At 72.0% G+C, this 18,963-nt stretch carries 17 protein-coding genes; 11 read left to right on the forward strand and 6 right to left on the reverse strand.

What is annotated here, in order from left to right; genetic code table 11:
* The first annotated feature begins 26 nt into the window (after positions 1-26).
* From ACTWPW_RS10525 to thpR, 4 genes are all read left to right on the forward strand, one after another.
* Positions 27-1,406, forward strand: a complete 1,380-nt coding sequence (locus ACTWPW_RS10525; protein WP_375118778.1) for an NCS2 family permease — start codon at positions 27-29, stop codon at positions 1,404-1,406.
* A gap of 129 nt (positions 1,407-1,535) precedes the next feature.
* A complete protein-coding gene (locus tag ACTWPW_RS10530; RefSeq protein WP_375118766.1) occupies positions 1,536-1,988 on the forward strand; it encodes a MarR family winged helix-turn-helix transcriptional regulator in 453 nt (150 codons plus the stop codon).
* Between the two features lie 23 nt (positions 1,989-2,011).
* Positions 2,012-3,235 carry an MFS transporter gene (locus tag ACTWPW_RS10535; protein WP_443168563.1) on the forward strand — a complete coding sequence of 408 codons (1,224 nt, stop codon included), beginning with the start codon at positions 2,012-2,014 and terminating at the stop codon, positions 3,233-3,235.
* A 64-nt stretch (positions 3,236-3,299) separates the two neighbouring features.
* A complete protein-coding gene (gene thpR / locus ACTWPW_RS10540; protein ID WP_443168564.1) occupies positions 3,300-3,857 on the forward strand; it encodes an RNA 2',3'-cyclic phosphodiesterase in 558 nt (185 codons plus the stop codon).
* Positions 3,858-4,046: 189 nt separating this feature from the next.
* On the opposite strand, the gene ACTWPW_RS10545 is transcribed toward thpR, so the two are convergent.
* Positions 4,047-5,015 (reverse strand): aldo/keto reductase, encoded by a 969-nt coding sequence (locus ACTWPW_RS10545; RefSeq protein ID WP_443168565.1) that lies wholly within the window; start codon positions 5,013-5,015, stop codon positions 4,047-4,049.
* A 121-nt stretch (positions 5,016-5,136) separates the two neighbouring features.
* Between ACTWPW_RS10545 and ACTWPW_RS10550 the strand changes: the two genes are divergently transcribed.
* Positions 5,137-6,150 (forward strand): hypothetical protein, encoded by a 1,014-nt coding sequence (locus ACTWPW_RS10550; protein WP_375118769.1) that lies wholly within the window; start codon positions 5,137-5,139, stop codon positions 6,148-6,150.
* Here ACTWPW_RS10550 and ACTWPW_RS10555 read toward each other — a convergent pair whose 3' ends face one another.
* Positions 6,151-6,525: a hypothetical protein gene (locus ACTWPW_RS10555; RefSeq protein WP_375118770.1), complete on the reverse strand. Its 375-nt coding sequence runs from the start codon at positions 6,523-6,525 to the stop codon at positions 6,151-6,153.
* 70 nt (positions 6,526-6,595) lie between these two features.
* Between ACTWPW_RS10555 and lhgO the strand changes: the two genes are divergently transcribed.
* The 6 genes from lhgO to ACTWPW_RS10585 all read left to right on the forward strand — a co-directional run bounded on the left by lhgO (position 6,596) and on the right by ACTWPW_RS10585 (position 14,476).
* A complete protein-coding gene (lhgO, locus tag ACTWPW_RS10560) occupies positions 6,596-7,786 on the forward strand; it encodes an L-2-hydroxyglutarate oxidase (protein WP_375118771.1) in 1,191 nt (396 codons plus the stop codon).
* Between the two features lie 17 nt (positions 7,787-7,803).
* Positions 7,804-8,496 (forward strand): response regulator transcription factor, encoded by a 693-nt coding sequence (locus tag ACTWPW_RS10565; protein ID WP_364116985.1) that lies wholly within the window; start codon positions 7,804-7,806, stop codon positions 8,494-8,496.
* On the forward strand, positions 8,496-9,908 hold the full coding sequence (locus tag ACTWPW_RS10570) for a sensor histidine kinase (protein ID WP_443168566.1): 1,413 nt from the start codon (positions 8,496-8,498) through the stop codon (positions 9,906-9,908). The genes ACTWPW_RS10565 and ACTWPW_RS10570 overlap by 1 nt, the downstream gene beginning before the upstream one ends.
* A 65-nt stretch (positions 9,909-9,973) precedes the next feature.
* Complete coding sequence (locus tag ACTWPW_RS10575) at positions 9,974-10,630, forward strand: response regulator transcription factor (RefSeq protein WP_364117044.1); 657 nt, start codon at positions 9,974-9,976, stop codon at positions 10,628-10,630.
* Between the two features lie 10 nt (positions 10,631-10,640).
* Positions 10,641-12,521 carry an ABC transporter gene (locus tag ACTWPW_RS10580; protein ID WP_443168567.1) on the forward strand — a complete coding sequence of 627 codons (1,881 nt, stop codon included), beginning with the start codon at positions 10,641-10,643 and terminating at the stop codon, positions 12,519-12,521.
* Complete coding sequence (locus tag ACTWPW_RS10585) at positions 12,518-14,476, forward strand: YfjP family GTPase (RefSeq protein ID WP_443168568.1); 1,959 nt, start codon at positions 12,518-12,520, stop codon at positions 14,474-14,476. Before ACTWPW_RS10580 ends, ACTWPW_RS10585 begins: the two co-directional genes overlap by 4 nt.
* Before the next feature lie 18 nt (positions 14,477-14,494).
* Here the strand turns inward: ACTWPW_RS10585 and ACTWPW_RS10590 are convergent, their stop codons facing one another.
* From ACTWPW_RS10590 to tdh, 4 genes are read right to left on the reverse strand one after another with little or no spacing between them, the layout of a single operon-like run.
* Positions 14,495-15,676 (reverse strand): MFS transporter, encoded by a 1,182-nt coding sequence (locus tag ACTWPW_RS10590; RefSeq protein ID WP_375118775.1) that lies wholly within the window; start codon positions 15,674-15,676, stop codon positions 14,495-14,497.
* 9 nt (positions 15,677-15,685) lie between these two features.
* Entirely contained in the window at positions 15,686-16,603 is a 918-nt protein-coding gene (locus tag ACTWPW_RS10595) for a LysR family transcriptional regulator (RefSeq protein WP_375118776.1), read from the reverse strand.
* Positions 16,604-16,616: 13 nt separating this feature from the next.
* Complete coding sequence (locus ACTWPW_RS10600) at positions 16,617-17,786, reverse strand: glycine C-acetyltransferase (RefSeq protein WP_364116973.1); 1,170 nt, start codon at positions 17,784-17,786, stop codon at positions 16,617-16,619.
* Positions 17,786-18,886, reverse strand: a complete 1,101-nt coding sequence (gene tdh, locus ACTWPW_RS10605) for an L-threonine 3-dehydrogenase (protein WP_443168569.1) — start codon at positions 18,884-18,886, stop codon at positions 17,786-17,788. The genes ACTWPW_RS10600 and tdh overlap by 1 nt, the downstream gene beginning before the upstream one ends.
* Positions 18,887-18,963 lie beyond the last annotated feature (77 nt).

The following is an 18,963-nucleotide window of genomic DNA, read 5'->3' on the forward strand; positions in this document are numbered from 1 at the left end:
TCGCAATCTCCGCACGAGGATCGACCATCTCCCGTGAGGTACGGGGAGGTTTGGCCACGTTCTTCACCATGGCCTACATCGTGGTGCTGAACCCGATCATCATCGCCAACGGCAAGGACGTGGACGGGCAGGTCATCGGCGACGGCACGACGCCCAACGTCGCGCTGGTGGCGGCGGGCACGGCCTTCGTGGCGGGTGTGCTGACGATCCTCATGGGGGTCATCGGCAAGGTGCCCTTCGCGATGGCGGCCGGGCTGGGCCTTAACGCCTTCGTCACCTTCAGCATCGCCAGCGTGATGACCTGGGAGGAGGCCATGGGTCTGGTCTTCCTCGAAGGCGTCATCATCGCCATCCTGGTGCTGACCGGGCTCAGGACGGCGATCTTCCACGCCATCCCGGCCCAGCTCAAGACCGCGATCAGCGTGGGCATCGGCCTGTTCATCGCGCTGATCGGGTTCGTGGACGCCGGTTTTGTCCGCAAGGCGGTGGGCACGCCGCTGGAGCTGGGCATCGGCGGCAACCTCACCTCCTGGCCGATCTTCGTCTTCATCGTCGGCCTGCTCGCCACGGCCGCGATGGTGGCGCGGAAGGTCCGGGGCGCGATCCTCATCGGCATCGTCGGCACCACGATCCTGGCGATCATCGTCGAGCTGCTCGCCAAGGCGGGCAACTTCTCGCCCGAGAACCCGGGCGGCTGGCAGCTCAACCTGCCCAGCCTCCCCGAGCAGATCTTCGGCTTCAACAACCCCTTGCTGCTCTTCACCGAGTTCGACCCCTTCGGCGGGTTCATCCGCGTCGACGTGCTGCTGGCCGCGCTGCTCGTGTTCACCCTGCTCATCACGGACTTCTTCGACACGATGGGGACCATCGTGGGCGTCGGCCGCCAGGCGGACCTGGTGGGCGAGGACGGGATGTTGCCGCGTACCAAGCAGATCCTGCTCGTCGACTCGATCGGCGCGGCGGCCGGCGGCGCGGGCTCGGTCTCCTCGAACACCACCTACATCGAGTCGGCGGCCGGCGTCGGCGAGGGCGCTCGCACTGGCCTCGCCAGCGTGGTCACGGGCCTGCTGTTCCTGGTGGCCGTCTTCTTCGCGCCGCTGGTCCAGATCGTGCCCTACGAGGCCGCCGCTCCCGCGCTGGTGCTGGTGGGCTTCCTGATGATGACCGCGATCCGGGACATCGACTGGGACGACTTCGAGATCGCCATCCCGGCCTTCCTCACCGTCGTGATCATGCCGTTCACGTACTCGATCTCGAACGGCATCGGCGTCGGCTTCATCAGCTACGTGCTGATCAAGGTGGTGTGCGGCAAGGCGCGGCAGATCCACCCGCTGCTGTGGGGCGTGGCCGCCCTGTTCACCCTCTACTTCGCGATCGGCCCCATCAGGGCGCTGCTCGCGGGCTGAGTGTCAGATCTGTGTCTCTACGTCGGAGCCGTCCTGCGCACGCGGGGCGGCTTCGGGGTATCAAGAGGTGAGATGCCTCATGTCGGGAAATATCTTGTCTTGCCGTATAGTTAGCAAAGGTAATGACTCATGCTAACCAAAACCCAGCCCAAGACGAACCTGCGCAGCGACGCAGGTCTGGCTTCAGCCCTGCGCGTGTCCCTGGCAAGGCTGAACCGACGCCTACGACGACAGGCGGCAGCGCATCAACTGACGGCCACGCAGTTCGCGACGCTCGCCGCGGTGGAACGGCATTCCGGGATAACCCCCGGCGAATTGGCCGAGCTCGAGAAGGTGCAACCACCCTCGATGACCCGCGTGATCGCCGCGCTCGAGGAACGCGGCCTGGTCGCCCGCACCCCGCATCCGACCGACCGGCGACAGGTGACCGTCTCGGTGACCGAGGCCGCCGAGAAGCTGCTGAAGGAGGAACGACGCCGCAAGGAAGCGTGGCTGGCGCAACGCTTGAAGGAGCTGTCGCCGGAGGAGAGGTCGATCCTCAGGCAGGCGGCGCCGATCCTGGAGAAGCTCAGCAAGATATAGAGCCTGAAGAACCCAAGACCGGGATGTTCCGGTCTCTCAGGGTTCACAACTACCGCATGTTCGCGGCCGGTGGCACCGTCTCCAACGTCGGCACCTGGCTGCAGCGCACCGCCCAGGACTGGCTGGTGCTCGACCTCACCCACGGCAGCGCGGCGGCGCTGGGAACGGCGACCGCCCTGCAGTTCCTGCCGATGCTGCTGTTCGGGATGTTCGGCGGCGTGCTCGCCGACCGCTACCCCAAGCGCCCCATTCTCATCGGCGCCCAGATCCTCATGGCCGCGCTGGCCCTGACCATCGGCGTGCTCACGATGACGGGCTCCGCTCACGTGTGGCACGTGTACGTGATGGCGTTCCTGCTCGGCATGATCTCGTGCGTCGAGGTGCCGACGCGGCAGGCGTTCGTGGTCGAGATGGTCGGACGCCAGGACCTGCCGAACGCGATCGCGCTGAACAGCTCCATCTTCAACCTGGCCCGCGTGGTCGGCCCGGCGCTCGCCGGCGTGCTGATCTACGTGCTGGGCGGCACCGGACCGATCTTCCTGATCAACGCGCTGACCTTCGGCGCCGTGATCTCCAGCCTGATCTTCATGCGCAAGTCCGAGCTGAACCCCGCCGAGCCCGTGCCCAGGGCCAAGGGCCAGCTCCGCGAGGGCCTGCGCTACGTGCTCCAGCGCGAGGAACTGCTCATGCCGGTGCTGCTGATCGGGTTCGTGTCGATGTTCTCGCAGTCGTTCTCGATGTCGATCGCGCTCATGGCCCGCGAGGAGTTCGGGGCCGGGGCGTCCTCGTTCGGGCTGGCCTCCAGCATGTTCGCGGTGGGAGCGCTCGGTGGCGCGCTGCTGGCCGCGCGCCGGGCGCGGCTGTCGCGGAAGGTGCTGTTCGCGGGGGCGATCGGGTTCGGGCTGTTCCAGATCGCGACCGGGGTGGCGCCGTTCTACCCCGTGTACCTGGTGCTGCTGATCCCGACCGGGATCGCGCTGATCACGATCAACACGGCCGCCAACGCCAGCGTCCAGATCGCCACGTCCCCCGAGATGCGGGGGCGGGTCATGGGGATCTACATGCTGGTGTTCACCGGCGGGGCACCGCTCGGGGCGCCGCTGATCGGGTGGCTGTCCGAGCTGGGCGGGCCCCGGGCGGGCGTGATCCTGTCCGGCGTGCTGGTCCTGGCCGGTACGGGACTGGCGGTGCTCATGACGCGGCTGATCAGCTCGCGGGTGGGCCGGCCGGCGCTCGCCGTGGCATGAGTCGGCACGCGGTGGGGCGAGCCGGTGTGCGGGCCGGCGAGGGCCGGGGGCAGAATCGGGTGGCATGAGGCTCTTCGCGGCCCTGGTGCCGCCCGACGAGGTGCTGGACGAGATCTCGCGTGCCATCGCACCCCACGTCGGGCAGGTGCCGGGCCTGCGCTGGCCCGATCGCGCCACCTGGCACATCACGCTGGGTTTCTTCGGTGAGGTGCCCGAGCGGGTGCTGCCCGAGCTGGAGGTGCGGGTGGCCCGCGCCGTGAGCCGCTACCCGGTCCTCGACCTGGCCTTCGGCGGCTTCGGAGCGTTCTCCTCCGTACGCCGGGCGCGCGTCTTCTGGGTGGGCGTCACCGGCGATTCCATGACCAGGCTCGCCGATTCCGTCAAGGCGGGCGCCCGCCGGGCGGGGGCCGCGCAGACGGACGAGAAGCGCTTCCACCCCCACCTCACCCTGGCCCGGGCCAAGGTGGAGACGGATCTCCACCCGCTGGTCGAGTCGCTGTCCGGATTCAGCGGCTCGCCGTGGCGGGCGGAGAGCGTCCGTCTCGTCCGCAGCCACACCGGCCCGCAGGTGAGGTACGAGTCACTCGCCGAATGGGCGCTGGCACCCGCCGAGCAGGGCTAGGCTCCACGTCGTGGATCGTCCTCGCCCCTGGCTGCTGCCCATCGTGCTCGGCCTGCTCCTGCTGATCGTGATCGTCGGCGCCCTGCTCAGCTGAGCTCTCTCGCCGGCGCCCTGCTCACCATGAGCTCGTCGTCCGGCGCCCTGCTCACCATGGGCCCCTCGTTCGGGCCCCTCGTCCGGGGCCGTCGGTCACCAGGCGTAGTCCTCCGGGGCGGTGCGGTGGCCCGGGAAGATCTCGTCGAGGCGGGCCAGCGCGTTCGCGTCCAGGTCGATCTCCAGGGCGCGCAGGCTGCCTTCGAGCTGCTCCATGGTGCGCGGACCGATGATCGGCGAGACGACCGCCCGCTGCTTGAGCAGCCAGGCCAGCGCCACGTTCGCCGGGTCCTCGCCGAGGCCGTCGCAGAACTTCTCGTACTGCTCGATCTTGTCGCGGTGCCTGTCGAGCTCCTTGACCATGTTCTCGGCGGCCGAGCGACCCTTGTCGATCTTGCGCAGCACGCCGCCGAGCAGGCCGCCGGCCAGCGGGCTCCACGGGATCACGCCGAGGCCGTAGTCCTCGCAGGCGGGCAGCACCTCGAGCTCGGGAGCGCGCGTGAGCAGGTTGTAGTGGGTCTGCTCGCTGACGAGGCCGGTGAAGTTGCGCCGGGCCGCGGTCTCCTGGGCCTTGGCGATGTGCCAGCCCGCGAAGTTCGACGACCCCACGTAAATGATCTTGCCCTGCTGCCGCAGGACCTCCATGGCCTCCCAGAACTCCTCGAACGGGGTGCCCCGGTCGATGTGGTGAGCCTGGTAGACGTCGATGTAGTCGGTCTGCATCCGCTTCAGCGAGGCGTCGCAGGCCCTGCGGATGTTGAGGGCGGACACCCGCCGCTCGTTGGGCCAGTCACCCATGTCGCCGTAGACCTTGGTCGCGATGACCGTCCTCTCCCGGCGGCCGCCGCCCTGGGCGAACCACCGGCCGAGGATGTTCTCCGTGACGCCCTCGCCCTTCTTCCCGCCGTAGACGTTGGCGGTGTCGAAGAAGTTCAGGCCCAGCTCATGGGCCCGGTCCATGATCGCGAAAGAGTCTTCCTCCGTGGTCCGCGGGCCGAAGTTCATGGTGCCGAGGCAGAGCGGGCTAACGAGGAGCCCGCTGCGTCCGAGGTTGACGTAGTCCATGACTCAACCCTAAGGACCTGGAGTGCACTCCAGGCCAGAGCGCCGCGGCGCCGGAAGCCCGGGAGGGCGTGGCGTCGGAGGTCCGGGAGCATCGTGGCTGCGTGTGGGGCATGATGGCGGCGTGGGGGACTTCGTGACCAGGGTGCTCGCCGTCATGGCGGCCGTTTTCCTGCTGCCTGCCGCTCCCGCCCGCGCGGCGGGCGACGACGGCGCGGAGCGGTTGTTCACCTTCAAGGATCCGCAGATCACGGAGTCGAGCGGGCTGGCCGTGTCGCCGACGCACGAAAGCGTCTACTACACGCACAACGACAGCTCCGCCACCCCGACCTTCTACGCGGTCGACGGCCGGGGGCGCACGCTGGGCACGTTCCAGGTGCGCGGGGCCGAGGCGCGGGACTGGGAGGCCATGGCCGCGACCAAGGATCCGGCGACGGGCCGGGGGGTGCTCTGGTTCGCCGACATCGGCGACAACCTGGACGGCGCGTGGCCGAACGTCTCCGTCTACAAGGTGATGGAGCCCGCGACGCTCCAGGACGCCACGCTGCCCGCCACCCGCTACCGCTTCCGCTACGCGGACGGGGGCCGGAACGCGGAAGGCATCATGATCAACCCGCGGACGGGGCGGCTCTACGTGGTGTCCAAGGAGTTCGCCGGATCGATCTACGCGGCGCCGAAGAAGCTGCGGGCCGACCGGACGAACGTGCTGCGCAAGACGGGCAACGCGCCCATCATGGCCACGGACGCCGCGTACGCTCCCGACGGCTCGTCCTACGTCGTCCGCACCTACTTCTCCGCCACCCTCTACAAGCCCTCGGGCGAGACGATCGCCAAGGTGGAGATGCCGGAGCTGAAGCAGGCGGAGTCGATCGCGTACACGCCCGACGGGAAGGCGCTGCTCACCGGGACGGAGGGGCCGAACAGCCCGGTCTACCGGGTGCCGCTGCCCGAGACCGCCCAGGTCACCGCCACGCCCAGCCCGGTCAGGGCCGAGGAGCGCGAGGAGGGCGCCACGCCCGCCGCCGCGCCGGCGGACTCCTCCGGAGCCGGGCTGACGGTCACCGACGTCCTCATCTGGCTGGCCGCCGCGGCGGCCGCCATCGGGGTGATCACCTTCCTGGCCCGGCGCACGCGCTGATCAGCGGCCGCGGCGCATGGTGGCGGTGAAGAGGTCGCCCCTGAGGGCGCGCTCGACCACCTCGATCGAGCGCGACAGCCGCACCAGCCGCGGCCCCTCCTCCCGGTAGGTGTCGAGCACCTCCTCGATGGCGTGTGGGGGCAGGTGGCCCTTGAGGTCGACCGCCGCCGCGCGGTAGCCGGCGCGGGCGGCCTCGACGGCGGAGGTGACGTGGTGGCGGGCCATCGCGGCCAGCGCCACCGGGTGCCGCCTGAGCACCTCGTACGCCCGGTAGTCCGGCGGCACCGCGTCGAGCAGCCAGGCCACTGCGGAGGTCTCCCAGTCGGGCACGCTGGGCGGCCGGACCTCCGCCGGCCACTCTGGCGGGACGTACATGGGGACATCGTACTCATGTTCGATTCGTCCGGATATGGCGGGGACGGTCGGTAAGTCGGAAAATCGTCATGTGACGGAGAAGATCGGGGTCGTGGGTGCCGGCATCGTCGGGCTCGCGGTGGCGCGCGAGCTGGCCACCGCCAGGGGTGCCGAAGTGACCGTGCTCGAGAAGGAGGGGCGCGTCGGCGCCCACCAGACGGGGCACAACAGCGGCGTCGTGCACGCGGGGATCTACTACCCGCCGGGCTCGCTCAAGGCCAGGCTCTGCCGCGAGGGCGTGGCGCTGCTGAAGGAGTACTGTGCCGCGCACGGGCTGCCGTACGACGAGGTGGGCAAGCTGGTCGTGGCGAGCACCCACGCCGAGCGGCCGCTGCTGAGCGCGCTGGCCGAGCGGGCGCGCGCCAACGGCGTGCCGGGCATCGCCGAGCTGGACGGGCTCGCGCTGCGCGAGATCGAGCCGCACGCGATCGGCGTCGGCGCCATCCACTCGCCGCACACCGCGATCTGCGACTTCCCGGCCGTCGCGCGCCGGCTCGCGCTGGACGTGGCCGAGCTGGGCGGGTCCGTACGCCTGGCGCACCCGGTCCGGGCGATCAGGGAACGGGCCGGGAAGGTGGAGGTGGTGGCCGGGCAGCGCAGGCTCGCCTTCGACCGCCTGGTGGTGTGCGGCGGGCTGGGCACCGACGCGGTGGCCGGGATGGCCCGGGCGCCGGGTGACGTGCGGATCGTGCCGTTCAGGGGGGAGTTCTACGCGCTCAAGGGCGCCGCCAGGGACCTGGTGCGCGGGCTGATCTATCCCGTGCCGGACCCGCGCTATCCGTTCCTGGGCGTGCACCTGACGCGGCAGATCGGGGGCGGGGTGCTGGTGGGGCCGAACGCGGTGCTCGCCCTGGCCTATGAAGGCTACCGGTGGCGGAATTTCCGTAATTTTCGGCAAATTCTTGGCTGGCCGGGGACCCTGCGCATGGCCCGGGCGCACTGGCGCACCGGGGTCAGGGAGACGTACGCGTCCCTCGTCAAGAGCGCCTTCCTCAAGGGGGCCCGCCGCTACGTGCCCGAGCTCGCCATCGCTGACCTGGAAAGAGCCGCCAGCGGCGTGCGCGCCCAGGCCGTCGCGCGGGACGGCCGGCTGGTGGACGACTTCGTGGTGGACGTGCACGGGAAGGTCGTCCTCGTACGGAACGCGCCCTCGCCCGCGGCCACCTCAAGCCTGGCCATTGCGCGGCACATTGCCGGAATTGTCCCAGCACCCGTCCAATGAGGGCATCCTTGGATGTGATGGAATCACGCCTGCTGATAGTCGAGGACGATCCGAACATCCTCGAACTCCTCGCCGCGAGCCTGAGGTTCGCGGGTTTCGACGTGACCACGGCGAAGAGCGGTCTCGACGCCGTGGCCGCCGTCCAACGACACCGCCCCGACCTCGTAGTGCTCGACGTCATGCTGCCCGACCTGGACGGTTTCGAGATCGTCAAGCGGTTGCGGGGCGGCGGGCTGCACACGCCGGTGGTGTTCCTGACCGCTCGTGACGAGACCGAGGACAAGATCCGCGGGCTGACGATCGGCGGCGACGACTACGTGACCAAGCCGTTCAGCCTGGAGGAGGTGGTCGCCAGGATCCACGCGGTGTTGCGCCGTACGAGCGGGGAGCCGCAGGCCGCGCCGCCCCGGCTGACGTTCGCCGACATCGAGCTGGACGAGGAGAGCCACGAGGTGTGGCGCGGGGGCAACGCGGTGGCGCTGTCGCCGACCGAGTTCAAGCTCCTGCGGTATTTCATGACGAACGCCGGCCGCGTCCTGTCCAAGCCGCAGATCCTCGACCACGTGTGGGACTACGACTTCAGGGGCGAGGTGGGCATCGTCGAGTCGTACGTGTCCGTGCTCCGCCGGAAGATCGACAACCGGAGCCCGCGGCTCATCCACACCCTGCGGGGTGTCGGATACGTCCTGCGCCTGCCGCCGAGTCCCTGATGCGCGGCCTGCCGCTGAGGGTCAAGCTGATCGCGTCGATGCTGGCGCTGCTCGGCTTCGGCATGACCTTCATCGGCCTGGTGAGCGTCTCGGTGCTGCACGGCTATCTCCTGGACCGCGTGGACAGCCAGCTCCACCTGCTCAACGCGCGCATGCACAACAAGGTCAGGAACGACTGGAAGAAGGACAGGGAGACCGACGACCGGCCGATCCTCATCGAGTCCGACGCCATCGCCCTGGTCAGGGAGCCGGGCGGCGAGTTCGTGCCGATGCTGAGCGACCGCGACGTGGACACCAAGCCGAAGCCCGTGCTGTCGCCGTCGCCGGGCACCGATCCCTACACCGCGCCCGCCTTCAGCGGCGGCGGCGAGTGGCGGGTGCTGGAGAGCGTCTACCAGCGGCGCACGCTCGTCGTCGCGGTCGACCTGGAGGAGGTGGACGCGATCACCCGGCGGCTCGTGCTCATCGAGGTGCTGGGCGGTGGCGGCATCCTGCTCATCCTGGCCGTCGTGGGCATCACCATCGTCCGGCGCAGCATGCGGCCGCTGGGCCAGATCGAGCGTACGGCCGAGGCCATCGCCGCCGGCGAGCTGGGTCGCCGGGTGCCGGACGGCGACCCGCGTACCGAGGTGGGCGGCCTGGCCAGGTCGCTGAACGGGATGCTGGCCCAGATCGAGGCCGCGTTCGCCGCCAGGTCGGCGTCCGAGGCGGCGGCCCGCCGCTCCGAGGACCGCATGCGCCAGTTCGTCGGCGACGCCTCGCACGAGCTGCGCACCCCGCTGACCTCGATCCGCGGCTTCGCCGAGTACGCCAGGCAGAACCCGGGCGCCGACCCCGCCGAGCTGATGCAGCGCGTGGAGAAGGCCGCGGGCCGGATGAGCCTGCTCGTGGACGACCTGCTGCTGCTCGCCCGGGTGGACCAGCAGCGGCCGTTGCAGATGCGGCCGGTGGACATGCTGGCGCTGGCCGCGGACGCCGTACAGGATGCCCGGATCCTCGCCCCCGACCGGGTGATCAAGCTGGACGTGGTCGGCGGCGCGGCCCTGATCGTCTCCGGCGACGAGGTGCGGCTGCGCCAGGTCATCAGCAACCTCGTCACCAACGCCATCGTGCACACCGAGCCCGGCTCCCCGATCATCGTCCGGGCCGGGGCGGGCACGGACCGCCTGTTCGTCGAGGTCGTCGACGCCGGGCCCGGCCTGACGCCCGAGCAGGTCGAGCACGTCTTCGAGCGCTTCTACCGGGCCGACTCCGCCCGGTCGCGCCGCCGCTCGGCCGAGGACCGGGGCAGCGGGCTCGGCCTGGCCATCGTGCAGGCGCTCGTGCGCGCCCACGGCGGTTCGGTCACCGTGGACAGCTCGCCGGCGAGCGGCTCGACCTTCCGTGTGGAACTCCCACTCGCCTTGGAGTAAGTGTTCAGCTAACCCTCAGGTGGCTGCGTCACTCTAAGTAGGTGACGAAACCCGAGGCGCTGATCATGGTGGTGGACGACGAGCCCAGCATCAGGGATCTGCTGTCCGCCAGCCTGCGCTTCTCCGGGTTCGAGGTGCTGACCGCCCAAGACGGCGAGGAGGCCGTCGAGGTGGCCGTGCGCACTTCGCCCGACCTGGTGGTGCTCGACGTGATGCTGCCCGACCTGGACGGGTTCGAGGTGGCCAGGCGGATCGACGCGCCCGTGCTGTTCCTGACCGCCCGCGACGCCACCGAGGACAAGATCGCCGGGTTGCGGGTGGGGGACGACTACGTGACCAAGCCGTTCAGCCTGGAGGAGGTGCAGGCCAGGATCAGGGCGGTGCTGCGGCGTACGCGGGGGGAGAGCGCGCCCGCCAGCAAGCTGAAGGTGGCCGACCTGGAGCTGGACGAGGACGCGCGCGAGGTGTGGCGCGGCGGCCGTCAGGTACGCCTGTCGCCGACCGAGTTCAAGCTGCTGCACTACTTCATGGTCAACGCCGGGCGCGTGGTGTCGAAGGCGCAGATCCTCGACCACGTGTGGAACTACGACTTCGGCGGCGACGCGGGGGTGGTGGAGTCGTACGTGTCGTACCTCCGGCGCAAGGTGGACGACGTCGAGCCGCGGCTCATTCACACGCTGCGCAGCGTCGGTTACGTGCTGAGGGAGCCACCGGCCGGTTAGTTTGGGTCTTATGGACCTGCTGGGCGCGCTGGAGTCGCTTCGGCGGCCGCTGGATCGGGAGCTCTTCCCCCTGGCCGTCGGCGAGGCGGCGGCCGACCGGCGCGCGCTGCGCGAGCTGACCGGGCAGCTCGACGACTACCTGCTGCCCAGGTTGCGCGCCATCGACGCGCCGCTGCTCGCTGTCGTGGGCGGCTCGACCGGGGCGGGCAAGTCCACGCTGGTCAACTCGCTGGTCGGGGCCGACGTGGCCGAGCCGGGCGTGCTGCGGCCCACCACGCTGGTGCCCACGCTCGTGGTCAGCCCGGCCGACCGGTCCTGGTTCATGGGCCAGAACGTGCTGCCCGGCCTGTCCCGCGCCACCGGCGGCGGTCCCGGCGCGCTGCGCGTGGTGACGTCCCCGGCGCTGGGGGCGGGGCTGGCGCTGCTCGACGCGCCCGACATCGACTCCGTGGTGACCGCCAACCGGGAGCTCGCCGCGCAGCTCCTGGCCGCCGCCGACCTGTGGCTGTTCGTCACGACCGCCGCCCGCTACGCCGACGAGGTGCCGTGGAGCTTCCTGCGCTCCGCCCGCGAGCGCAGCACCGCGCTGGCCGTCGTGCTCGACCGCGCGCCCGCCGAGGCCGTCGAGCCCGTCTCGCGCGACCTCGCCCGGCTGCTCACCGAGAACGGCCTCGACGGCACCCGGCTGTTCACCGTCCCCGAGGCCGCGCTCCCCGACGAGAAGGCCCGGCTGCCCGCCTCCTACGTCGAGCCCATCTCCGCCTGGCTGACGGGGCTGGCCGCCGACGCGGCCGAGCGGTCGCGGGTCGTCCGCCAGACGCTGTCCGGGGCCCTCGACAGCCTGGCCACCCGGGTACCGTCGCTCGCCGCGGCCATCGAGCGCCAGCAGGCAGCCTTCGACGGGCTGCGCTCCATCGTGTCGGGCGCGTACGCGGGCGGCATGGCCGACTTCGACGAGGGCATGCGTGACGGGTCGCTGCTGCGCGGCGAGGTGCTGGCCCGCTGGCAGGACTTCATCGGCACCGGTGACCTCATGCGCTCCCTGGAGAGCCGGGTGGGGTGGCTGCGCGACCGCGTCGTCGGCTTCTTCACCGGGCGGGTGCCGGAGGTGCAGCTCAGGGACGCCCTGGAGAGCGGCGTGGAGGCGCTGATCAGGGGCGCCGCCGACGGGGCGGCCGAGCGGGCCCTGGAGGGCTGGTCGGCCGCGCCAGGGGGCCCCGGGCTGCTCGAACGGCTCGGCGCCGTCGAGTCCGCCCGCCTCGGCCGGGCCTCGCCCGACCTCGGCAAGCGGGCCGAGACGGCGGTGCGGGGGTGGCAGGAGTACGTGCTGGACCTGGTGCGGGAGGAAGGGGCCGAGCGGCGTACGACGGCCAGGGTGGCCTCGTTCGGGGTGAACGGGGCCGGGCTGCTGCTCATGCTGGCCGTCTTCGCCTCGACCGGCGGGCTGACGGGGATCGAGGTGGGGATCGCGGGCGGGACGAGCGTGTTGTCGCAGAAGCTGCTGGAGGCGGTGTTCGGGGACCAGGCGGTACGGTCGCTGACCGTGCGGGCCAGGGAGGACCTGCGCGAACGGGTGCGCGGGCTGATGGCGGAGGAGTCCGGGCGGTTCACGGCCCGGCTGGAGACGGTGGAGCCGCCCAGAGGCACGGCGGACGCCTTGCGCGCGGCGGCCCGGCAGATCCGCGACCACCGCGCCGAACTGCCCCCTGCGACGGCGGATGGGCCGCCCGGCGCGACGACGGCCGAGCTGCCCGCGCCCGGAACGGAGGCGCGGACGGCAGAACTGCCTGTGCTCGGGACGGTGGAGCCGCCCGTGCCCGGGACGGAGCCGCGGACGGCGGAGCCGCCGTCACCCGGGTCCGGCGACGACGCCGCGGAGGAGAGGCCGTGAAGCTGCTGCGCCGCAAGGAGGGCCCGTCCCTCGACTCCCGGCTGGCCGCCCTGCTGGAGGCGGCCACCCTGGGCGAGGGGCGGCTGTCGGAGCGGGCGGTCTTCGCCGCCCGTACGGTCGCCGAACGCGCCGGGACCCGCCGCGACCTGTCCATCGACCACACCGTGGCCGCCCTGGCCGGCGCCACGGGCAGCGGCAAGTCCTCCCTCTACAACGCCCTCGCCGGCGAGAACCTGGCGGCCGTCGGCGTCACCAGGCCCACCACCTCGACCGCCCAGGCGGCCCTGTGGGACGGCGAGGGCGCGGGCGCGCTGCTGGACTGGCTGGACATCCCCCGCCGCCACTCCGCCCCCGCGACCCCGGAGCTGGCCGGGCTCGTCCTCCTCGACCTGCCCGACCACGACTCCATCCGGCTGTCCCACCGCCTGGAGGTGGATCGCCTGGTGGAGCAGGTCGATCTGCTGGTGTGGGTGGTGGATCCGCAGAAGTACGCCGACGCGGCGCTGCACGAGCGCTACCTGCGCCCCCTGGCCGGGCACGGGGACGTGATGGTGGTGGTGCTCAACCAGGTGGACCGCCTGCCCGCCCAGGCCGTGGACCGCTGCCTGCGCGACTTGCGCCGCCTGCTGGACGACGACGGACTGGCCGGGGTGCCCGTCCTCGCGGTGTCGGCCCGTACGGGGCAGGGGCTGGGGGAGCTCCGCTCGTTGCTCGGGGAGCGCGTCTCGGAACGCCGGTCCTGGTCCGCCCGCCTCGCCGCCGACCTCTCCTCCGCCGCCGACCACCTGGCCACGGCCGGTCCCGCCACGTCGCTGGAGGCGAGCGCTCCTCGGGGGACGGTGGAGGGCGATTCCGCGTCACTGCCTCCCGCCGGGGCGCCGGAGGATGCTCGTCCCGCGCCGGCGCTTCCTGCCGGGGCGCCGGAGGAGCCCGGCCCCCCGGTGGGTGGCCGGGAGGCGGATCGGGCGGGGGCCGGTGTCCTGGCGGCCGGGCGCGAGACGTCCGCCCGCGAAGACGCGGCCGGGCGTGAGGCGTCCGGTCCTTCCGCCGGGGAGGTGCCCGACGTCGGTGCGGCGGCCGGGCGGGATGGGGCCAAGCGGATGGCCGGGGCCGGGCGGGCGCTCACCGGGGCGCTCTGCGCGGCGGCGGGGGTGCCGCTGGTCGTTGAGGCCGTGGCCAAGGGGCACCGGCACCGGGCCGTGGTCGCCACCGGCTGGCCGGTCACCAGGTGGGTCCGGCGGTTCCGGCCCGACCCCCTGCGCAGGCTGCGCATCGACGGCGCGTCCCGCCGACCGGGCAGGGAGGTCGCCGGCACGTCCCGGCGGGCTGGCGGGGAGATCGGGAGCGCGTCCCGGCGGTCCGGCGGGGAGATCGTCGGCCGTACCTCCGTGCCGGCGGCGTCGGCCGTGCAGCGGGCGCAGGTCGAGACGGCGATCAGGGACGTCGGCGAGGTGGCCGCGAGCGGGCTGCCCGGGCCGTGGGCGGCGGCCGTGCGGCAGGCGGCCAGGTCGCGCGCCCGTGAGCTGGCGGACACGGTGGACCGGACGGTGGCCACGACGTCCGCCGGCGCCACGAGGCGGCCCAGGTGGTGGCGGGTGGTGAACGTCCTGCAGTGGCTGGTGTTCGCGGCCATGCTGGCCGGCGCCCTGTGGCTCGGGGTGCTGTTCGCGATGGACTATCTGCGGCTGCCCCAGCCGCCGCTCCCCACCGCCGGCGTGGTGCCGTGGCCGACGGTGTTGCTGGTGGGGGGCGCGCTGGCCGGGGTGCTGATCGCGTTGTTGTCGAGGCTGGCGGCCTGGGCGGGCGGGCGGCGCCGGGCCCGGCGTACGGCCAGGGCCCTGCGTACGGCCATCGGGCAGGTCGGCAAGGAGATGGTGCTGGAGCCCGTGGAGGCGGAGCTGGACACGTACGCCCGGTTCGCCGAAGCCCTCGACCTGGCCCGCGCCCGCACCTGACCCCCGGGCAAGGCCGGGTCAGGCCGGGGTGCGGCGGAGCAGCGAGGTCGCCAGCAGCGCGCCCAGCAGGGCCAGTGCGGCGGCCGACAGGAAGGGGGCCGAGGGGCCGAAGCGTTCCCCGACGACCCCGGCTCCCGCCGCCCCCGCCGCCCCGCCCATCCCGATGGCCGTGGAGACCCACCCGAACGCCTCCCCCTGCGCGGCCGGCGCGTACTCGTCCACCAGCAGCGACCCGGTCGTCAGCGCCGGATTGAGCACCAGCCCCCCGGCGAACAGCGCCGCCCAGAACAGCGGCAGCGCGCCGATCAGGACGAGCGGCGCCAGCGCGACCCCGAGCGCCAGCATCAGCCCCACGAGCCGCACCTGGACGGCCGATCCCCAGGAGCGGGCGCCATAGGCGGCGGCACCCGCGATCCCGCCCAGCGACAGCGCCGCCACCAGCAGCCCGGTGGCGGCGGGCACGTCGCGGGCGACCGCCAGCGCGGGCAGGCCCACCTCCAGCGTCCCGATGACGCCGCCGAGCAGCAGCACCACGGCCAGCAGCACGAACATGCGGCGATCGGCGAAGACCCGCCCCGGCTCCCGTTCGGGCGGCGCGGAGCCCACCCGCAGCGCCCGGGAGAAGGCCAGCGTCCCGGCCCCGGCCGCCGCGGCGACCACGCCCAGCGCCAGCGAGGTCGAGGCCACCGCGATCAGCAGCCCGAACACCAGCGGCCCGACGAGCATGGCCAGCTCCTGGACCAGGTACACCAGGCTGTAGGCGGCGGTACGGCCCTCGCCGGCCATCCTGCGGCCCCACTCGATCCGCATGCTGACGGAGATCGGCGGCAGCCCGGCGCCCGACACCCAGGCCAGCACCAGCATGGGCCACCACGGCCACCCGGCCAGGGCGCATCCGATCAGGCCCAGCAGCGCCGCCACGTGGATCAGCGCCGTGACCGCCAGCACCACCCGGGGCCCGCGCCGGTCCATGATGCGCCCCTGCACCGGCCGGCCCATGCCCGCCCCGACGGAGAACGCCGCCGCCGTCACCCCCGCCAGGGCCAGCGAGCCGGTCGCCTGCTGCACCACGAGCACCATCCCGACGGGCGCCACCTGCTGCGTCAGCTGCGCCAGGAACCCGAGCACCCCCTGCGCCGCGACCCCCGGCAGGCCGAACAACCGGCGATACGGTACGCCACCCGGCCCGCTGTCTCCCATGGCCGCACGCTACTCCTGGAGATCAGCGCTCGTTCCGAGGGACTCCGCCGCCGCGCGCAGGGCGGACAGCAGCGGGCGCAGGAGGGGATGGGCGTCGGAGCCCCGGCGTACGGCGGCGAAGACCCGGCGTTCCGGACCCGGCGTGTGGCGTACGGCGACCCCCGGCAGCACCATGTCCCGCAGCGCCAGCCGCGGCACCAGGGCCACCCCAGCGCCCGCCCCGACCAGGGCCACCACGGCGCGGAAGTCGTCGGAGCAGTGCACGAGGTTCGGCGTGAAGCCCGCCTGCTGGCACGCGAACGCGATCACGTCGTGCACCGGATTGCCGGGGTACGGCCCGATCCAGGTCTCGGAGGCCAGCGACACCAGCGTGGCCGATCCGGCCAGCGGGTGGTCGTGGGGGAGCACGAGGTCGAACGGCTCGGCGTACAGCGGGCGGCGGGAGATCCGGCGGTCGGCGGCGTCGGGCGCGCCGCGGTATTCGACCGTGACGGCCAGGTCCGCCTCCGCGTCCAGCAGCATGGCCAGGCTGTGGTCGCCCTCGGCGTCGCGCACGCGTACGCGCAGGCCGGGGGCGGTGGTGCGGAGGGCGGCGATGGCGGGGGAGAGCACGGCGCTGATCGCGGTGGCGAAGCAGGCCACGGTGACCTCGCCGGCCTCGCCCGTGGTGTACGCGGCCACGTCGGCCTCGGCCCGTTCGAGCTGGGCGAGCACCTCGTTGGCGTGGCCGAGCATGATCTTGCCGACCGCGGTGAGGTGGACGCCGCGCCCGTCACGGTTGAACAGGCGGTGGCCCACCTCGTGCTCCAGCGCGACGAGCTGCTGGGACACGGCGGAGGGCGTGAGGTGCAGCGCGGCCGCCGCGGCGGTGACCGTGCCGTGGTCGGCCACCGCGCGCAACGTACGCAGCCGCCGCGTGTCTATCACGCGTGCAGGATACTCAGCCCCTGGCCTCGATGAACGCCCGCACCGCGCGGTCCACGTCGTCCTGCGAGTGGGCGGCGGAGAGCTGCACCCGGATCCTGGCCTGGCCGTGCGGCACCACCGGGTAGGAGAAGCCGATCACGTAGATGCCCAGGTCGAGCAGGCGCTCGGCCATGGCGCCGGCCTCGGCGGCGTCGCCGATCATCACGGGCACGATCGGGTGGTCGCCCGGCAGGATGTCGAACCCGGCCCGGGTCATCTCGCTCCGGAAGCGCGCGGTGTTGGCGCGCAGCCGCTCGCGGGCCTCGCTGGAGGTCTCCAGCAGGTCGAGGATGCGCAGCGACGCCGAGGCGATGACGGGGGCGAGGGAGTTGGAGAACAGGTAGGGGCGCGAGCGCTGGCGCAGCAGCTCGCAGATCTCCTTGCGGGCCGAGACGTAGCCGCCGCTGGCCCCGCCGAGCGCCTTGCCCAGCGTGCCGGTGATGATGTCGATCCGGTCGGTGACGCCGTGCAGCTCCGGCGTGCCGCGGCCGGTGGGGCCGACGAAGCCGACGGCGTGGGAGTCGTCGACCATGACCATGGCGTCGTACTGCTCGGCCAGGTCGCAGATCTCCCGCAACGGCGCGAGATATCCGTCCATGGAGAACACGCCGTCGGTGACGATCAGCCGGCGCCGGGCCTCCGATGCCTCCTTCAGCCTGGCCTCCAGCTCCGACATGTCGCGGTTGGCGTAGCGGAAGCGCTGGGCCTTGGACAGCCGGATGCCGTCGATGATGCTGGCGTGGTTGAGCGCGTCGGAGATCACCGCGTCCTGGGCGTCGAGCAGGGTCTCGAACACGCCGCCGTTGGCGTCGAAGCAGGAGCTGTAGAGGACGGTGTCCTCCATGCCCAGGAAGTCCGACAGGCGGGCTTCGAGCTCCTTGTGCACCTCCTGGGTGCCGCAGATGAACCGCACGGAGGCCATGCCGAACCCCCACCGGTCGAGCGCCTGCTTGGCCGCCTCGACCACCGCGGGCTCGTCGGCCAGGCCCAGGTAGTTGTTGGCGCAGAAGTTCAGCACCTCGCGACCGGCCACGCTGACCTGGGAGCTCTGCGGGGTGGAGATCACGCGTTCGGGCTTGTGCAGCCCGGCCTCGGTGATCTCGTCGAGCGTCGTACGCAGTTGCTGGCGCACGTTCGTGAACATCAAGCGCTCCTGTCTATGGTCGCGGCCGCTTCGGCCTCCGTCGGCTCGTCCCGCGCTCTCTCCGGCCGAGCTCCTCCGCTCCAGTCCAGGATGACCTTGCCCGTCCGGCCGCTCGCGGCCGTGTCGAAGGCGGCGTCGAAGTCCTGGTAGGAGAACCGGTCGGTGATGACGGGGGACAGGTCGAGGCCCTTTTCCAGCAGGACGGACATGTTGTACCAGGTCTCGTACATCTCCCGGCCGTACACGCCCTTGATGGTGATCATGGACGTCACGACGGTGGACCAGTCGACGGCGAACTCCTCGGCGGGCAGCCCCAGCATGGCGATCCTCCCGCCGTGGGTCATGCTCGCGATCATGTCGCGCATGGCCGCCGGGTTGCCGGACATCTCCAGCCCGACGTCGAAGCCCTCGCGCAGGTGGAGCTGGCGCATGCCCTCGGCGATGGAGGAGCGGGAGACGTTGAGGGCGAGGGAGACGCCGAGCTTGCCGGCCAGGTCGAGCCGCTCGTCGCTGACGTCGGTGATCATCACGTTGCGCGCGCCGACGTGCGTGGCCACGGCCGCGGCCATGAGGCCGATCGGGCCCGCGCCGGTGATCAGCACGTCCTCGCCGACGAGGGGGAAGGACAGCGCGGTGTGCACGGCGTTGCCGAACGGGTCGAAGATGGCCGCCACGTCGGGGTGGACGGGCACGCGGTGCACCCAGACGTTCGAGGCGGGCAGCGTGACGTATTCGGCGAACGCGCCGTCCCTGTTCACCCCGAGCCCGACCGTGTTGCGGCACAGGTGCCTGCGGCCCGCCATGCAGTTGCGGCACTTGCCGCACACGATGTGACCCTCGCCGCTGACGAGGTCGCCGACGGCGATGTCCTCGACGCCCGGCGCCACCTCGACCACGTGCCCGGAGAACTCGTGCCCGACGATGAGCGGGAGCTCCAGGGTGTGCCGCGCCCAGTCATCAAATTTCCGGATATGGAGGTCTGTGCCGCAGATGCCGGTCCGCAGGACCCGGATCTTCACCTCGCCCGGTCCCAACGCCGGCTCCGGCACGTCCACCAGCCACAGGCCAGGCTCGGCCCTCTCCTTGACCAGCGCTTTCATCCCCGTACCTTTCGCCGTCTACGAACCTAACGCACTGTGCCCGCTGCACTCGGGACGTGTCCATCGAAGGATTCTTA

It is taken from the genome of Nonomuraea sp. KM90 (genome assembly GCF_052246675.1).
Classification (GTDB): Bacteria; Actinomycetota; Actinomycetes; order Streptosporangiales; family Streptosporangiaceae; genus Nonomuraea.

Excerpts from the sequence above, each read along its gene's own strand:
- thpR (WP_443168564.1), top strand. The coding sequence starts at position 3,300 with ATGAGGCTCTTCGCGGCCCTGGTGCCGCCCGACGAGGTGCTGGACGAG.
- tdh (WP_443168569.1), bottom strand. The coding sequence starts at position 18,886 with ATGAAAGCGCTGGTCAAGGAGAGGGCCGAGCCTGGCCTGTGGCTGGTG.
- ACTWPW_RS10565 (WP_364116985.1), top strand. The coding sequence starts at position 7,804 with ATGGAATCACGCCTGCTGATAGTCGAGGACGATCCGAACATCCTCGAA.
- ACTWPW_RS10570 (WP_443168566.1), top strand. The coding sequence starts at position 8,496 with ATGCGCGGCCTGCCGCTGAGGGTCAAGCTGATCGCGTCGATGCTGGCG.
- ACTWPW_RS10535 (WP_443168563.1), top strand. The coding sequence starts at position 2,012 with ATGTTCCGGTCTCTCAGGGTTCACAACTACCGCATGTTCGCGGCCGGT.
- ACTWPW_RS10545 (WP_443168565.1), bottom strand. The coding sequence starts at position 5,015 with ATGGACTACGTCAACCTCGGACGCAGCGGGCTCCTCGTTAGCCCGCTC.
- ACTWPW_RS10555 (WP_375118770.1), bottom strand. The coding sequence starts at position 6,525 with ATGTACGTCCCGCCAGAGTGGCCGGCGGAGGTCCGGCCGCCCAGCGTG.
- ACTWPW_RS10575 (WP_364117044.1), top strand. The coding sequence starts at position 9,974 with ATGGTGGTGGACGACGAGCCCAGCATCAGGGATCTGCTGTCCGCCAGC.
- ACTWPW_RS10590 (WP_375118775.1), bottom strand. The coding sequence starts at position 15,676 with ATGGGAGACAGCGGGCCGGGTGGCGTACCGTATCGCCGGTTGTTCGGC.
- ACTWPW_RS10580 (WP_443168567.1), top strand. The coding sequence starts at position 10,641 with ATGGACCTGCTGGGCGCGCTGGAGTCGCTTCGGCGGCCGCTGGATCGG.
- ACTWPW_RS10600 (WP_364116973.1), bottom strand. The coding sequence starts at position 17,786 with ATGTTCACGAACGTGCGCCAGCAACTGCGTACGACGCTCGACGAGATC.
- ACTWPW_RS10530 (WP_375118766.1), top strand. The coding sequence starts at position 1,536 with ATGCTAACCAAAACCCAGCCCAAGACGAACCTGCGCAGCGACGCAGGT.